Raw genomic sequence first — 15,190 nt, forward strand, 5'->3', positions numbered from 1 at the left:
GCGGATGCGCATCCGCCCGGCGACCGCCGCCGAACTCCCCGCCCTGCGCGCCGTCGAACGCGCCGCCGGCTCCCCCTACCGCCGGCTGGGGATGGCGGAGATCGCGGACGACGAGCCGCCCGCCCTGGACCTGCTGGAGCCGTACCGGCGCGCGGGACGCGCCTGGGTCGCCGCCGCCACCGGCGAGGACCGCCCCCTGGCCTACCTGATCGCCGAACCGGTGGACGGCGCCCTCCACATCGAACAGGTCTCCGTCCACCCCGACTTCGCGCACCGCCGCATCGGCCGGGCGCTCCTCGCGTACGCCGACGACCGCGCCCAGGAGGAAGGCCTGACCCACCTCACCCTGACGACGTTCACCGAGGTCCCGTGGAACGCGCCCTACTACGCCCGGCTGGGCTTTCGCGCCCTCGACGAGGCCGAACTCACCCCGGGGCTGCGGAAGATCCGCGCGCTCGAGGCCGGGCACGGCCTCGACCGCTGGCCCCGCGTCTGTATGCGCAGGCCCTGACCGGCGCCCGCCACGGTCACGTCTCCTGGGCGTACCGCTCCCGCAGCTCCACCTTCCGCACCTTCCCCGACACCGTCATCGGGAAGGCGTCCAGCACCTGAAGCCGGCTCGGGATCTTGTAGTGGGCCAACCGCCCCTCGCAGAAGGCCCGCAGTTCGGCGAGGGTGAGCGGTTCGGTGCCCTCGTGCGGGATGACACAGGCGAGGACCTCCTCGCCGTAGCGCTCGTGCGGCACCCCGACCACCTGGACGTCGGCGATCTTCGGATGGCCGTACAGGAACTCCTCGATCTCGCGCGGGTAGATGTTCTCGCCACCCCGGATGATCATGTCCTTGATGCGGCCGACGATCTCGACGTAGCCGTCCTCACGCATCACCGCGAGGTCGCCGGTGTGCATCCAGCGGCCGGCGTCGACCGACTCGGCGGTCTTCTCGGGCTCCTGCCAGTAGCCGAGCATCACGCTGTAGCCGCGGGTGCACAACTCCCCCGCACCGCCTCGCGGTCGGGTCACTCCGGTCGCCGGGTCGACGACCTTGACCTCGATGTGCGGGAGGACCCGGCCGACCGTGCCCGTGCGGTGTTCCAGGTCGTCGTCCCGGCGGGTCTGGAGCGACACCGGGGAGGTCTCCGTCATGCCGTAGGCGATGGACACCTCGGCCATGTGCATCTCGGCGACCACCCGTTTCATCACCTCGACCGGGCAGGGCGAGCCCGCCATGATGCCGGTGCGCAGGGACGACAGGTCGTACGTCGCGAAGTCGGGGAGGTTCAGCTCCGCGATGAACATGGTCGGTACGCCGTACAGCGAGGTGCAGCGCTCCTGGGCCACCGCCCGCAGGGTCGCCGCCGGGTCGAAGGACGGGGCGGGGATCACGACGCACGCGCCGTGCGAGGTGGCCGCGAGGTTGCCCATCACCATGCCGAAGCAGTGGTAGAAGGGCACCGGGACGCAGATCCGGTCCTGCTCGGTGTAGGCGATCAATTCCCCGACGAAATAACCGTTGTTGAGGATGTTGTGGTGGGAGAGCGTGGCCCCCTTGGGGAAGCCGGTCGTGCCCGAGGTGTACTGGATGTTGATCGGGTCGTCGCAGGACAGCTCCGGGAACGGCACCGGGGTGCCGCGCGTGAGCAGCGCGTCCCAGCCCGGGTCCCCGATGAACACGGCCTCCCGCAACTCCGGGCACCTGCCCCGGACTTCCCCGACCATCGCCCGGTAGTCGCTCGCCCTGTGGCTGACGGAGGCGAAGAGCAGCGAGACCCCGGCCTGTTTGAGGACGTACTCGACCTCGTGGGTGCGGTAGGCAGGGTTGATGTTCACCATGACCGCGCCGATCCGCGCGGTCGCGTACTGGACCAGCACCCACTCGGGGCAGTTGACCGCCCAGATGCCCACCCGGTCGCCCACGGCGATCCCGCTCGCGATCAGCGCGTACGCCAACTCGTCGACGTCCGCCGCGAATTGGGCGTACGTCCAGCGTCGGCCCGAGGGCACGTCGACCAGCGCCTCGCGGTCGGGCCACCTCGCGACGGCCCGGTCCAGGTCGGCGCCGATCGTGTCTCCCAGCAGCGCGGTGTCGCTGGTCCCGTGGGCGTAGGAAGTCATCGAAGTCACCGGAAGTCCTCCTCGCGGTACTCGTTCGCCGAGCCGGCCGCGGTCGCCTCGCGCAGTTCGATGCGGCGGATCTTGCCGGACACGGTCTTGGGCAGGTCGGCGAACTCCAGGCGGCGCAGGCGCTTGTAGGGGGCGAGGACCTCGCGGCTGTGCTCGAACAGCACCTTCGCGGTGTCGGGTCCCGGCTCCCAGCCCGCCGCGAGCACGACGTACGCCTTCGGTACGGCCAGGCGCAGTTCGTCCGGCGCGGGGACCACGGCGGCCTCCGCCACCGCCTCGTGCTCCAGCAGCGCGCTCTCCAGCTCGAAGGGGGAGATCTTGTAGTCGGAGGCCTTGAAGACGTCGTCGGACCGGCCGACGTAGGTGATGTAGCCGTCCGCGTCGCGCGAACCGATGTCCCCGGTGCGGTAGAAGCCGCCGGCCATCGCCTCCGCAGTGAGGTCGGCGTCACCGTGGTAGCCGGTCATCACACCGACCGGGCGGGTGGAGAGGTCGAGCGCGATCTCGCCCTCGGTCGCGCCCGGTTCGCCCGAGACCGGGTCGAGGAGGACGACCCGGTAGCCGGGGCTCGGCCGGCCCATGGAGCCCGTCTTCAGCGGCTGGCCGGGGCTGTTGGAGACCTGGACGGCGGTCTCCGTCTGACCGAAGCCGTCCCGGATCGTGACACCCCAGAAGCGCCGCACCTGTTCGATGACCTCGGGGTTGAGCGGCTCGCCGGCGGCCACGACCTCGCGCGGCGGGGTGCGCAGCTGGGTCAGGTCGGCCTGGATGAGCATGCGCCAGACGGTCGGTGGCGCGCAGAAGGAGGTGACGCCCGCGCGGTCCATCTCCGCCATCAGCCGGGCCGGGTCGAAGCGCGTGTAGTTGTGGATGAAGACGGTCGCCTCGGCGTTCCAGGGCGCGAAGAGGTTGGACCAGGCGTGCTTGGCCCAGCCGGGCGAGGAGATGTTGAGATGCACGTCGCCGGGCCTGAGCCCGATCCAGTACATGGTCGCCAGGTGCCCGATGGGGTACGACGCGTGGGTGTGCTCGACGAGTTTGGGGCGGGCGGTCGTGCCCGAGGTGAAGTAGAGCATCAGGGGGTCGTCGGAGTGGGTCGGCCCGTCCGGCGTGAACTCCGCGGGGGCGTCGTACGCGTCCTCGTACGGTTGCCAGCCCTCGGGGGCGCCGCCCACCGCGATCCGGGTGTAGCGGCCGGGCACCTCGTCGAACTTGCCGGTGTCCTCGGCGCGGACCAGGACATGGGCGACCCGGCCGCGCTCCACCCGGTCGCGCAGGTCGGCGGGGCCGAGCAGCGGGGTGGCGGGGATGACGACGGCGCCGAGCTTCATCGCGGCGAGGGCGGTCTCCCACAGCTCGGTCTGGTTGCCGAGCATGACGAGGACACGGTCCTCGGGGCGGATCCCGAGCCCGCGCAGCCAGTTGGCGACCCGGTTGGAGCGGGCGGACATCCCGGCGAAGGACACCCTGGCCTCGGAGCCGTCCTCCTCGACGATGTGCAGGGCGGTGCGGTCGTTCCCGTCCGCGATGACGTCGAACCAGTCGAGGGCCCAGTTGAAACGCTCGGGGCGCGGCCAGCTGAAACCCTCGTACGCGGTGGCGTAGTCCTCGCGGTGGGCCAGCAGGAAGTCCCGCGCCTCGCGGAAGCTCTCGGTCACCGTCGTCATCTGTCGTCCTCCTCGGTCCCGGACCATTGCCCGGCGGCACTCTGTCATCGTGTAATCCGTGACGCAGGTCTCACTACCCCCGAACGGGGGTGAGTGCCACGCAGGACCGGGCAACGACTTGCGAACACACCACGAGCGGGCCGCGACGAAGGGGCGAAGACGTGGCAGCAGACACGGCCGAGGCGGCTGAGGTGCGACGGGCGCTGGCCCGGCTGCGGCGGGCGACCGGACTGCCGGTCGCCTTCGGCGGGCTGGTGGAACCGGGGCGCCGGCACGTGCGCATCAGCGAACTGAGCGGCACCGCCACCCAGTCGTTGCGCGCGCTTGCGGTGACCGCGGGCAACGGCCTGGGCGGCAGGGCGGTGGCCCTGGCCCGTCCGTGCGCGGTGACCGACTACTCCGTCTCCCGGGTGATCAGCCACGAGTACGACATCCCGGTCGCCGCCGAGGGCCTGCGCTCCGTGGTGGCGGTCCCGGTCGTCGTACGGCGCCGGGTGCGCGGAGTGCTGTACGGCGCCCTGCGCAGCGCCCAGTCCCTGGGTGACCGCACGATCGGCACGGTGGTCGATGCGGCCCGGGACGTGGAGCAGGCGCTCGTCGTACGGGACCAGGCGCGGGAACTGCTGGCTGCGGTGCGGCCGGAGCCCGCCGCCACCGGGGGGCCTCGCGACGGGGCGTGGGAGCAGGTGCGGGAGGCGCACGCGGCGTTGCGTGCGCTGGCGCCGCGGATCACCGATCCGGAGCTGCGGGGCGCACTGCTCGACGCGTGCGGGCTGCTGACCGCCGGGCGGCCCGAGGGCGAGGCCGCACTCGCGCCGCGTGAGCTGGACGTCCTGGCGTGTGTCGCCTCGGGGGCGTCCAACGCGGTCGCCGCGGAGCGGCTGGGGCTGCGCCCGGAGACCGTGAAGGGCTATCTGCGCTCGGCGATGCGCAGGCTGGACGCCCACTCGCGCGGGGAGGCGGTCGTGGCGGCGCGGCGGGCCGGACTGCTGCCCTGAGGCCGTGGCTCCCTGGGGATCCCGTCGTCACGCTCCGCACACGCATACGTCATATTCATTCACATGTGACTTGAATTTTCCGATACCTCAACCGTCCTGTTATTTGGCTCACCTCGCCGCCGGTCCGAAATTCAAAGATCTGTTGCCTAATATTGGGGCCCACAGGACACAGGAGGGGAGCGGTAACCGTGCGACGGGACTTCCAGGAGCCTGGCCGATGCCGCTCCGACCTGCTCATAGGCCGGGACGAGGCACTCGTCTCGGCGCGCGAGCAGCTTTCGCGCGGTGGCAGCATCCTGCTGCACGGAACGGCCGGAATAGGAAAGTCCACCGTCCTGCGGACATTGGCCGCGGAATACGGCGAATCGGCACGGACCGTGTTGCGCTGCTCCGCCACCGAGTCCGAATCCCATCTTCCCTTCCTCGCACTCGCCGATCTCCTCGGTCTCGCCCTGGACGAGGTGTCCGGTCAGTTGCCCGTCGCGCAGCGTGTCGCCCTGGAGTCGGCGCTCACCGGCCGTGGCGAGTCCACGCTCCAGCGCGACGGGCTCGCGCTGCGGCTGGCCGTGCTGTCCGCGCTGCGCGCGCTGGCCGCCAAGGGCCCCGTGCTCGTCGTAGCCGACGACCTCCAGTGGCTGGACACCGCGAGCACCGAACTCCTCGGTTTCGCCGCCCGCCGCCTCGGCGACGACCCCGTCCGGATGCTGTTCGCCGGGCGCACCGACGGCCAGGAGTACGACCGCTATCTACGCGCGTCCACACCGGACACCCTGGCCGTCCGGGTGAACCCGCTGACCCGTTCCCAGGTGGAGACGCTCCTTGCCCACCGGGGCTACGACCTCCCGCGTTCGACCGTGCGGGAGATCCACCGCATCAGCGCCGGCAATCCGCTGTACGCCCTGGAACTGGGCCGGGCCCTGGCCGAGAACCCCGCTCCCCCGCGCCCGGGCGAGCCGCTCCCGGTGCCGACCTCGCTGCGCGCGCTGGTCCTCAGCCGCCTGGAGATGCTGTCGGACGACGCCCGCCGCACCCTCCTCGTGGTCAGCGCCGGCGCCCGCCCCACCCTGGCCCTGCTGCACGAGGCCGGCCGGGAGAACGCCGAGGCCGAGACCGCCCAGGCCGCGGCCCTCGGGCTGCTGGCGACCGAGCCCGAGGGTCCGGCCGTACGGTTCGCGCATCCCCTCGTCTCGGCCGCGCTGTACGCGGAGGCGAGCGCCCAGGAACGCCGGGCCGCGCACGCCGCGCTGTCCACGGCCGCGTCCGACCCCATCGAGCGGGCCCGGCACCTCGCCCTGGCCACCGAGGGCACGGATCCGGAGGTGGCCGCCCGGCTCGCCGAGGCCGCCGCGCTGGCCCGGGACCGCGGGGCGCCCTCGATGGCCTCCTCGCTCGGACTGCTCGCCGCCCGGTACACCCCGGCCGACAGCGTGCCGAACCCCGACACGCACCGGCTGCGGGCCGCCGAGGACGCGATCACCGCCGGTGAACTGGATCTCGCACGGGACATCGCCCGCCAGGTGCTCGACCGGAGCGGGGTGCCCGAGCAACGGGTGCGGGCCTGGATCATCGTGATCGACACGGCGGGCCATGCCATGACGGAGGTCGACGCCGTCTTCCCGCAGGCACTGGCCGACGCGGGCGACGACCCGCAGCTGCTCGCCCTGATCCACTACCAACTGGCCTGGCGGGCGCTCCTCGTGGAGGGCAACTTCGCCGAGTGCCGCGAGGAGGCGGCGCGCGCGGCCGAGCTCGCCGCGTGGGGCGGCGACCGGCACACGGAGCTGATGTCGCTCTCCTTCCAGGCCCAGACCGAGACCCTGATGGGCCACCCGGACGCACCCGCCACGATCAAACGCGCCCTCAAGGAGCCCCAGGACCCGCAGGTGACCGTCCATCACAACGGCATCGGCTCGGCCCGGTTCCGCTGGCTGATCATGAGCGACCAGCTGCCCGAGGCACGGGCCACCATCACCACGCTGCTGCGCGAGGTGCGCCGGCGCGGGTCCGTCGAGAGCGAGGTGCACTTCCTGCGCTGCCTCGCCGAGACCGAACTGCGCTGCGGGCACTGCGGCCGGGCTCTCGACCTGGCCCGGGAGAGTCTGCGACTGGCCCGGGACACCGGTATCGGCGAGGTCGCCTCCGGGATGCTCGCCGCGCTGGCGGAGGCGTCCGGCGGTGACGTGGACCGGGCGCTGGCGCTGGCCCGGGAGTCGGTCGAGCACGCCGAGGAGAACGGCGACCTGATGTACCTGTCCCGGGCCCAGGCAGCCCTGGGATACGCCCGGTTGGTGGCCGGGGACGCGCCGGGTGCGGTGCAGTCGCTGCGCCGGGCACGGGAGTTGGAGCACGATCTCGGCGTCGACGACCCGGCTCGCGGACGCTGGCAGGGCGACCTCGCGGAGGCGCTGGTCGGCGTCGGCGAGCTGGACGAGGCGCAGGAGGTCATCGACGTGTCGCGCGCCCACGCGCTGCGGCTGGGGCGCGAGAGCGTGCTGGCGGTGCTCGACCGGTCGGAGGCGCTGGTGCGTGCGGCGCGCGGTGAACGCGAGGAGGCTCTGGGCCAGTTGACATCGGCACAGGACAGGCTCGCCAAGCTGGGCTACGGACTTGAGGAGGCGCGCGCGGCCCTCGCCCTGGCCGAGCTGCGCACCGGGCCGCCGGGCCCCGGGCCCACTCCCGCCCCGACGTCGTACGACGAGGCGGCACGCCTGTTCAGACGTTCCCGCGCGCTGCCCTGGCTGCGCAGGGTGGACGCGGCCACCGTGCCGAATCCCGCGCCGCAGCCGCTGGTCCAGCAGCCGCAGGCGGTCGCCGCGCTCGACGGGCTCGCCGCGATGGAGCGTCAGGTCGCGGCGCTCGTCATGGAGGGCGCGACCAACCGCGAGATCGCCGGACGCCTGTTCATCAGCGTCAAGACGGTCGAGGCGACGCTCACCCGGGTGTACCGGAAGCTGGGGATCCGGTCTCGGGTGGACATCGTCAGGCTGGCGGCGGGACGCCACCCCAAGTAACGCCCGCGTACCCGCCGTACGGCCGTGTGCCTGCGCGCAATCCATCCTTGCGCACTCACCGTACCGCGCCGTCGACCCCGTACGACCGAGGGTTTTCCCTGCCCTGATTCCCTTAGGGGGTTCCCTCATTGGGAGAGACCTTATCCGGCTCCTACCTTGTGGATGTGCCGCTACGCCGGGCACGCGGGGCAGCACCACCGCCCCGTGCAGAAACCCCCCACACCCGCGCGTCCCCCCACCGGCAATCCCCACAAGAGGAGAACCCATGTTCGGGCTCGCCCATGCCAAGAAGGCCGCTGCCGTCCTGACGGCCGTCGCCGCCGCAGCCGCGACCGCGCTGATCGCCGCCCCCGGTGCAGTCGCCGCGCCCCAGCCCATCGTGGGCGGTACCACGACCACCGCTGCGACGTACCCCTACGTCATGCAGATCACGGACGCCTCGCAGAACCAGTTCTGCGGTGGCACCCTCGTCTCCGCCACCAAGGTCGTGACCGCGGCCCACTGTATGGTCGACGAGACGACGAGCAGCGTCAGAGTCGTCGGCGGCCGTACCTACCGCAACGGCACCAACGGCACCGTCAGCCGGGTCACCAAGATCTGGATCCACCCGAGCTACACCGACGCCACCAACGGCGACGACGTGGCCGTGCTGACCCTCGCGACCTCGATGCCGTACACCACCGCGTCGTACGTCACCTCGTCCCAGACCGGCGTGTACGCGGCCGGCACCACCGCCCGCATCATCGGCTGGGGCACCACCTCCTCCAACGGGAGCTCCTCCAACCAGCTGCGCACGGCGACCGTCCCGACGGTCTCGAACGCCAGCTGCACCAGCTCGTACGGCTCCAGCTACATCGCGAGCGACATGGTCTGCGCCGGATACACCTCCGGCGGCGTTGACACCTGCCAGGGCGACAGCGGCGGCCCGCTGATGATCGGCGGCGTCCTGGCAGGTATTACTTCCTGGGGCGAGGGCTGCGCGGAGGCCGGCTACCCCGGGGTCTACACCCGGCTGACCACCTTCTCCAGCCTGGTGGCGACGCAGGTCGCGTCGTAACCACCCGGAGGTAGTCACCACGGGCCCCTGCGGCGGCAAGGGCCCGGCCACCACAGTCTCCTGAGTACCCCTCAGGTGAATGCCAGGGGGCGTTGCGGACCGGCCACGAGCGGTCCGCAACGCCCTCTATCCATGTTTCCGCTCCCGTTCCCGTTCCCGGACGACGGGGCCGAACCGGATGTCGTACGCCGCCGCCCCGTGCAGCGCCGCGAGCATCCGCTCGCCCTCCTCGACCACCGCCGCCCGCGCGCCCTTTGTGAGTTCGCCGAAGGGCTCGACGGTGAGCGTGCGGTCCTCAAGGCGCCACAGGCCCGCGAGGAAGCCGTCGACGAGCAGGACGCAGTACGCCTGATTGCCCGTCCAGGTACGGCCCTTGAGGTCGGCGGGGACCACGCGGGTGCGGTCGGCGTGCGAGAGGAGCAGGTTGTCGAACTCGGGCAGGAAGCGCGGCGGTGCCGGGGTGTCGGGGTCGGGGCGGGGAGCGTCGGGGAGGTCGAAGAGCTCGGTGCCGTGCTCGTCCCGGAAGGTGAGCAGCCGCGGGCGGAGGCGTTCGAAGGCGTCGCGCAGCCGGGTCAGTCCGGCCCAGGTCTGCATGTCCTTCACGGAGGCCGGACCGAAGGCGGCGAGGTAGCGGAGCACTGTCGTGTCCAGGGCCGAGGTGTCGTCCGCCGACGTCCCGTGCGGCGACGGCTCCTTGGCCGGTCGGCCGAGCCAGTGCTCGGCGGTGGTGAGGGCGACCTGGCCACTGCGGCCCCACAGGCCGCGCGGGGTGACCTGGACCAGCGGGAGCCGGCAGCGGGCGGCGACGGACAGGGACTGCGGGTCGGCGTCCGGCCACTCGACGAGGAGCGCCTCGCGCAGCTGCTTCATCGTGCGCGGTTCGGCCTCGACGAGGTCACGCGCGAGGGCGGCGAGCCGGTCCAGGTCGACGCCCACAAGTCCCTTGCGGAAGTAGGTGAGTTCGCGGTCCCGGGCGGGCTGGACGAGCGGGCGGAGCGTGAGGCAGTCGTCGGCGGTGTGGGTGTGGATGGTCGAGCGCATGGTGACGATGCGGACGGCTTCCCGGTCCGCCATGAGCCGGGACAGCTCCTCGGGGGCGAACCCGTCGAGGCGGGCGGCGAGGGCGTAGTACGGGGGCTTCACGTTCTGCGCCTGGAGACCCAGGAGGTGCGCGAGGGCGTCCTGGGCGGACATCCGCGACCGGGTGAGAAGCAGTTGCCGGGCGAGGGTGGCGCGGTTGAGGGCACGCGGGCCGAGGACGGGGGCCGCGGCAGCGGTGGCGGACGCGGTTGCCGAGGCCGGCCCGGGGCTCGTCGTCGGGGCGGCTGCCGGGGTCGTCCTCGCCGCGTTCCGCTTCGCCGCGTTCTGGTTCGCCGCGTTCTGGTTCGCCGTGTTCTCCATGTGCCGCACGTTAGCCCCGCTTGCGGACAGTTTCGGTCCGCGATTCCCGATGTCTCGGGCGAACCGGTCCCGCTTCTCGCCGAGCCGCCGCCGGGCCGTACCGCGCACACGGGTCACGGCGTCCGCGGTACGGCGGCCCGGTCACAGGCGCGGGACCATCAGATCCACGAGACCACTTCGGCGAGTTCGTCGTCGTAGAAGCCGAAGAAGAAGCCCATGGTGATCCGGTCGGAGCCGGTGACCTCCTCGATGGAGTGGTAGTAGGTGGGGTTGAGCAGGTAGACGTCACCGGCCCGCGGCTTGAACTCGTGCGCCGGGGCGCCCTCCGTCACCGCCTCGTCGTAGCCGAGACCGCCGACGATCTTGTACTTGTCGTCCGCGTCGGTCCACCGCTTGCGGTGGATGCGCAGTTCGCCGCCGGACTCGCACTCCTGGACGCACACAACGCAGCTGAGCTGGTGCCGCAGTCCGGCCAGGGCCAGTCCGGTGCCCGTGGCGTCGCGCATGATGTTGTCGTTGTGGAGCGGCGTGCGGATGCCGTCCGCGTAGATCCGCACGTTCTGCTGCGAGTAGCCACGGCCGTCGGCCTCGACCTCGGTGTCGAACCGCTTCAGGCCCAGCACCTCCGCCAGCCGTCGGCGGGTCCGCGCGCCGAGATCGACGCCGATGGACTCGGTGAACTCGTTGGCCTTCCGCGCCTCGGCGAAGTAGGTGTCCGGCTCGTGCAGGTGCTTGGCCAGGTACGGGCCGATGGTGGTGAGACTGCCGTTGGTGTACTGCGTGGTCGACGCTTCGCCGAAGACCGGTGCCAGTCGCTCCCGGTTCTCCGCGAACACGGACCGCGGCAGCAGATTCCGCAGCACGACCACCGCCACCGTGCCGTCCACCAGACGTCTGACCAGATCCTGTCCGTCGATGTCCGTGTCGCGATCGACGTCGACGACGATGCGGCCCCATTGCTCAGTCACCCGAAGTTCCTCCTGCCCGATGGGGGTACCGGGGCACTGCCACCCCGGTCACATGCCGCCACATTGCCACACTTGCCAACTTGTTGACAATGGATAACTGCACGGTAGAGCCATTGATGATTGGACGGCGACACGGCATCACGTCTGAATGTTGCCAATTGTTGCCACGCGTTGGTACGGTCGGGCACTCCACGATTCGGCTGGGGAGAGGAACGCATGGAAGCCACATCCGCCGCACCGGTGGTGGTCGTCGTCGACGGCTACTCCAACGCCGGTGCCTTCGTTGGTGAATTCGCCCGGCTCGGGGTCTCGGCGCTCCATGTGCGGGGCACGGCAGAGTTCCTGCCCAAGATGGTGCCGCCGGACCTGTCCGTGTATCAGGACACCTTCGTGTGCGCCGACGCGGACGCGGTGGACGCCCTGGTCGAGCGGCTGGGCGCCTACGAACCGATCGCGGTGATCGCCGGCCAGGAGCCCGGGGTTCCGCTGGCGGACCTGCTCAGCGAACGGCTGGGGGTGGCGACCAACGGCACCGCGAGATCCGCGGCCCGCCGGGACAAGTTCACCATGATCGAGACCGTGCGGGCGGCCGGTCTGCACTGTGCCGCACAGTTCGTCAGCCCGGACCCGGCGGAGATCACCGGCTGGGCCCGCGGGCACGGCCGCTACCCGGTGGTGGTGAAACCGCGCAGCTCCTCCTCTTCCGACAACGTGTTCGTCTGCCGGTCCGAGGAGCAGGTGGCCGAGGCCGCGCGGGCGGTGCTGGCCGGGATCACGATGTACGACCAGCGCAACACCGATGTCCTCGTCCAGTCCTATCTGGACGGCACGGAGTACATCGTGGACACCGTGAGCGCGAACGGGCACCACACGGTGTGCGGGGTCTGGCGCTACGACAAGAACCTGCTGCCTTCCGGCAGGCCGGTCTACGACCTGGACGTGCTGCAGGACCCGGACGCGCCGCACGTGCGTGAACTGATCGCCTACGTGCTGCGGGTGCTGGACGCGCTGGGCATCGAGCACGGGCCCGGCCACGCCGAAGTGATCATGACGGAGGCGGGTCCGGCGCTCGTGGAGCTGGGCGCCCGGCTGAACGGGAACATGAACACCGCCCACCACGACGAGTTCAGCGGTACCAACCCGGCCCGGCTCAACGCCCTGGCCTACACGCGGCCCGCCGAGTTCGCCGCCCGGTACGGCGGCAAGGTCTACGCCAAGCGCCACGAGGCGGTCGTACACAACGTCACCACCAGCCGCGAAGGCCTGGTGACCGCGATCGACGACTCGGTGGTCGACAAGATCGCCGCTCTGCCCACGGTCCGGGAGGTCGTGGTCCGGCGTCCGGCAGGGACCCGGCTGGTCCCCACCGTCGACCTGATGACCAGTCCGCTGCGCGTGTTCCACATCGGTGGTTCGCACGCCGAGATCCTCGCCGACCACCAGGTCGTCGGGCAGCTCACAGACGACGTTTTCCGGCTGGCCGAACCGGCCTGAAGCACCCTTCCAGGGGGATCCATGAATGACACGCCCAGATCTCTGCTGTTCTGGGGCGGCAGCGCACCGATGGACCTCGGGCGCGACGTCGGCACCCGGCTGCTCCGGCAGGCCGCCGCCCGCGAGGTCGGCACGCAGGTCACCGTCGAGTTCCCGGACACGCCCGAGCTGTCCGCACTCGCCGGCTCACTGCACCGGACCGAGGTCGAGGACCCGGCGGCGGCTGCGGCCTGGGCCAGGGGACAGCGGTTCGACGTCGTCCTCGGTGTCAGGGAACAGGTGCAGGTCGCCCTCGCCGAGGTGGCCCGGGCCGTGGGCGCACCCGGTAACCCGCCGGCTGCCGTACGCACCGTCCGCGAGAAGGACCGTTGCCGGCAGGCCCTGCGCGAAGCCGGGCTGCCGCAGCCGGAGTTCCGGCTGTGCGAGGACCTCGCCGCAGCCCGGGCGTTCCTGAGCGGCACGACCGGGCCGTGGATCGTCAAGCCGCGGGACGCCTCAGGCAGCCTCGGCGTCAGCATGGTCGGCGAACCCGGTGAGCTGGCCGCCGCCGTCGCCGCACTGCCGAGCCGCGCGGAGTTCGTCGTCGAGCAGTTCGTCGAGGGCCCCGAGTACAGCGTCGAAGGTGTGTTCCTGCGCGGCGAGCCCCGGGTGCTGGCCGTGACCGAGAAGAAGCTGCTGCCACCGCCGAACTTCGTGGAGGCCGGGCACGTACTGCCCGCCGACCTGCCCGCCGAGCTCCAGACGCGGTTCGAGCGGGCCGTGACCACCGCGCTGAAGGCACTGGACCTGCGGTTCGGCATCTTCCACGTCGAGCTGTGGTCCACCGCGGACGGTCCGGTGCTCGGCGAGATCCATGTGCGCAACGGCGGCGACTGGATCCACCTCATGCTCGAGTACGCGATCCCCGGACTTGAGCTCTTCGGTCTGGTGATCGACGACGCGCTCGGCAGGGACACCGGTTCATGTGTCCGGACGCCCTCCCGGGCGGCGGCCGTCCGGTTCCTCGCACCGCCGCCGGGCCGGGTGAGCCGGGTCCTCGGCTGGGACACGGTGCTGGAGCACCCGTCGGTGCTGCGCGCGAGTCTGACCGTGGGCCCGGGGGACACGGTCGGTGAGATCCGTGAGTCCTACGACCGTGGCGGATACATCGTGGTCGGCGCCGAGACCCCGCGGCAGGCGTCGGAGCTGGCCGACCGGCTGGCCGCGCAGGTCCACATCGTGGTGGACACCGGGGCAGAGGCCCGGTCGTGAGCCGTAGAGCCTTCACCGCCTGGCTGTCCGCCGACCACATGGCCGGCAACCTCGGCCAGTACATGATCCTTCCGCTGCTGGGCGTCTTCCTGACCGCCCAGGTGGGTGGCACCTGGATCGTCGGCGTCGGGCTGTTCCTGTACAGCGCGTCGGCCGGGGTGTCCGCGCTCCTGGTGAACCGCTGGCTGCCCAGGTTCACCATCGTCGGCGTCATGACGGGCAGTACCGTGCTGTCCGCGCTGGGCTTCGGACTGATGCCCTACAGCCGCAGTGGGGCGGTCCAGGTCCTACTGATCGTGCTGGCCGGATTCGGCGGCAGCGTGCACTTCCTGCTGTCCAGGGTGCTGGTCGCCGAGGTGGTTCCCGACGCCGTCGGACGCCACAAGGTGTACTCGGCGCTGCAGATCGCGGTGAACACGGCGGCGGCGCTGGGTCCCTTCCTCGCCGGGCTGCTGTACTCGACGGCCGACCCCCGCTTGCTGCTGAGCAGCGTCGCCGGGTGCTACCTGCTCGCCGGGCTGTCGTTGCGGTTCGGCATCCCGAAAGGGCTGAAGCCCACCGCGACGTCCAGCCGGTGGCCGGTCAGCCGGGCCGTGCTGCGTCTGGTCCGGGCGGACCCGTGGATCCGCCGGACGGTGGCGATCTGCCTCCTCGGCGCCTTCGTCTACGGTCAGCTGTACTCCGCGTTCGCGCTGTTCGTGGCCCGGGACATCGACTCCGCGCTGGTGCGGGCCGCACTGCTGGGTGCGCCCGCCCTGGCCATCGTCTTCCTCCAGTCGGCGGTCACCGCCGCCACGGGCGGTCTGCTGGCCAAGGGCAGGCACCCGTTCACGATGCTGGTGTACGGGGCCGTCCTGTTCAGCGCCTCCATGGTGGTGCTGGGCGTCGGACTGCCGGTCGTGGCCGGCGCCGCAGTGGCGGTCGCGCTGTTCTCCGGCGCCGAGATGCTGTTCACCCCCATGGTGAGCACGGCGTTCGCCGGTCTCCCGGTCAAGTCCACGCTGGAGGCATTCAACCTGCGTCAGATCAGCTGGACCGCGGGGGAGGCGATCGGCTCGCTGGCCGGCGGCACCGTGTTCCTGGCGCTGGACCGGGCCGGTCTCGCCCACGGCTACTGGCTGGGCGTGGCGCTGGGCACCGGCGCCCTCTGCTACCTGCTCGGCCGCCGTCTCCCCCAGCCCGGCACAACCATCGGCGTGACCCAGGAATCGGCCGCATGA

General features: G+C 71.5%; 11 protein-coding genes. 7 read left to right on the forward strand and 4 right to left on the reverse strand.

What is annotated here, in order from left to right; all coding sequences use genetic code 11:
• The first annotated feature begins 4 nt into the window (after positions 1-4).
• Complete coding sequence (locus OG595_RS07505; RefSeq protein WP_329269223.1) at positions 5-511, forward strand: GNAT family N-acetyltransferase; 507 nt, start codon at positions 5-7, stop codon at positions 509-511.
• A gap of 16 nt (positions 512-527) precedes the next feature.
• Here OG595_RS07505 and OG595_RS07510 read toward each other — a convergent pair whose 3' ends face one another.
• Positions 528-2,114, reverse strand: coding sequence for an AMP-binding protein (locus tag OG595_RS07510; protein ID WP_329282719.1), 1,587 nt, complete (start codon positions 2,112-2,114; stop codon positions 528-530).
• A gap of 5 nt (positions 2,115-2,119) precedes the next feature.
• Positions 2,120-3,790 carry an AMP-binding protein gene (locus tag OG595_RS07515; RefSeq protein WP_329269224.1) on the reverse strand — a complete coding sequence of 557 codons (1,671 nt, stop codon included), beginning with the start codon at positions 3,788-3,790 and terminating at the stop codon, positions 2,120-2,122.
• 161 nt (positions 3,791-3,951) lie between these two features.
• Here OG595_RS07515 and OG595_RS07520 point away from each other — a divergent pair, with 161 nt between their 5' ends.
• From OG595_RS07520 to OG595_RS07530, 3 genes are all read left to right on the forward strand, one after another.
• Positions 3,952-4,788 carry a response regulator transcription factor gene (locus OG595_RS07520; RefSeq protein WP_329269227.1) on the forward strand — a complete coding sequence of 279 codons (837 nt, stop codon included), beginning with the start codon at positions 3,952-3,954 and terminating at the stop codon, positions 4,786-4,788.
• A gap of 188 nt (positions 4,789-4,976) precedes the next feature.
• The gene (locus OG595_RS07525) at positions 4,977-7,799 is read left to right on the forward strand and encodes a helix-turn-helix transcriptional regulator (RefSeq protein ID WP_329269229.1); all 2,823 of its coding nucleotides are present in this window, start codon (positions 4,977-4,979) and stop codon (positions 7,797-7,799) included.
• Positions 7,800-8,064: 265 nt separating this feature from the next.
• Positions 8,065-8,856 (forward strand): S1 family serine peptidase, encoded by a 792-nt coding sequence (locus tag OG595_RS07530; protein ID WP_329269232.1) that lies wholly within the window; start codon positions 8,065-8,067, stop codon positions 8,854-8,856.
• A gap of 126 nt (positions 8,857-8,982) precedes the next feature.
• On the opposite strand, the gene OG595_RS07535 is transcribed toward OG595_RS07530, so the two are convergent.
• Both OG595_RS07535 and OG595_RS07540 read right to left on the reverse strand, forming a co-directional pair.
• Complete coding sequence (locus tag OG595_RS07535; RefSeq protein ID WP_329269234.1) at positions 8,983-10,257, reverse strand: winged helix DNA-binding domain-containing protein; 1,275 nt, start codon at positions 10,255-10,257, stop codon at positions 8,983-8,985.
• A 158-nt stretch (positions 10,258-10,415) separates the two neighbouring features.
• On the reverse strand, positions 10,416-11,225 hold the full coding sequence (locus OG595_RS07540) for a 2OG-Fe(II)-dependent halogenase WelO5 family protein (protein ID WP_329269236.1): 810 nt from the start codon (positions 11,223-11,225) through the stop codon (positions 10,416-10,418).
• 216 nt (positions 11,226-11,441) lie between these two features.
• Between OG595_RS07540 and OG595_RS07545 the strand changes: the two genes are divergently transcribed.
• The 3 genes from OG595_RS07545 to OG595_RS07555 are packed head-to-tail and all read left to right on the forward strand — an operon-like array spanning position 11,442 to position 15,190.
• Positions 11,442-12,719: an ATP-grasp domain-containing protein gene (locus OG595_RS07545; protein ID WP_329269238.1), complete on the forward strand. Its 1,278-nt coding sequence runs from the start codon at positions 11,442-11,444 to the stop codon at positions 12,717-12,719.
• A gap of 21 nt (positions 12,720-12,740) precedes the next feature.
• Entirely contained in the window at positions 12,741-13,970 is a 1,230-nt protein-coding gene (locus OG595_RS07550) for an ATP-grasp domain-containing protein (RefSeq protein ID WP_329269240.1), read from the forward strand.
• Entirely contained in the window at positions 13,967-15,190 is a 1,224-nt protein-coding gene (locus OG595_RS07555; protein ID WP_329269242.1) for an MFS transporter, read from the forward strand. Before OG595_RS07550 ends, OG595_RS07555 begins: the two co-directional genes overlap by 4 nt.

The sequence above is a fragment of the Streptomyces sp. NBC_01451 genome (assembly GCF_036227485.1).
Taxonomy (GTDB): domain Bacteria; phylum Actinomycetota; class Actinomycetes; order Streptomycetales; family Streptomycetaceae; genus Streptomyces.

Excerpts from the sequence above, each read along its gene's own strand:
- OG595_RS07510 (WP_329282719.1), bottom strand. The coding sequence starts at position 2,114 with ATGACTTCCTACGCCCACGGGACCAGCGACACCGCGCTGCTGGGAGAC.
- OG595_RS07505 (WP_329269223.1), top strand. The coding sequence starts at position 5 with ATGCGCATCCGCCCGGCGACCGCCGCCGAACTCCCCGCCCTGCGCGCC.
- OG595_RS07530 (WP_329269232.1), top strand. The coding sequence starts at position 8,065 with ATGTTCGGGCTCGCCCATGCCAAGAAGGCCGCTGCCGTCCTGACGGCC.
- OG595_RS07535 (WP_329269234.1), bottom strand. The coding sequence starts at position 10,257 with ATGGAGAACACGGCGAACCAGAACGCGGCGAACCAGAACGCGGCGAAG.
- OG595_RS07545 (WP_329269238.1), top strand. The coding sequence starts at position 11,442 with ATGGAAGCCACATCCGCCGCACCGGTGGTGGTCGTCGTCGACGGCTAC.
- OG595_RS07515 (WP_329269224.1), bottom strand. The coding sequence starts at position 3,790 with ATGACGACGGTGACCGAGAGCTTCCGCGAGGCGCGGGACTTCCTGCTG.
- OG595_RS07550 (WP_329269240.1), top strand. The coding sequence starts at position 12,741 with ATGAATGACACGCCCAGATCTCTGCTGTTCTGGGGCGGCAGCGCACCG.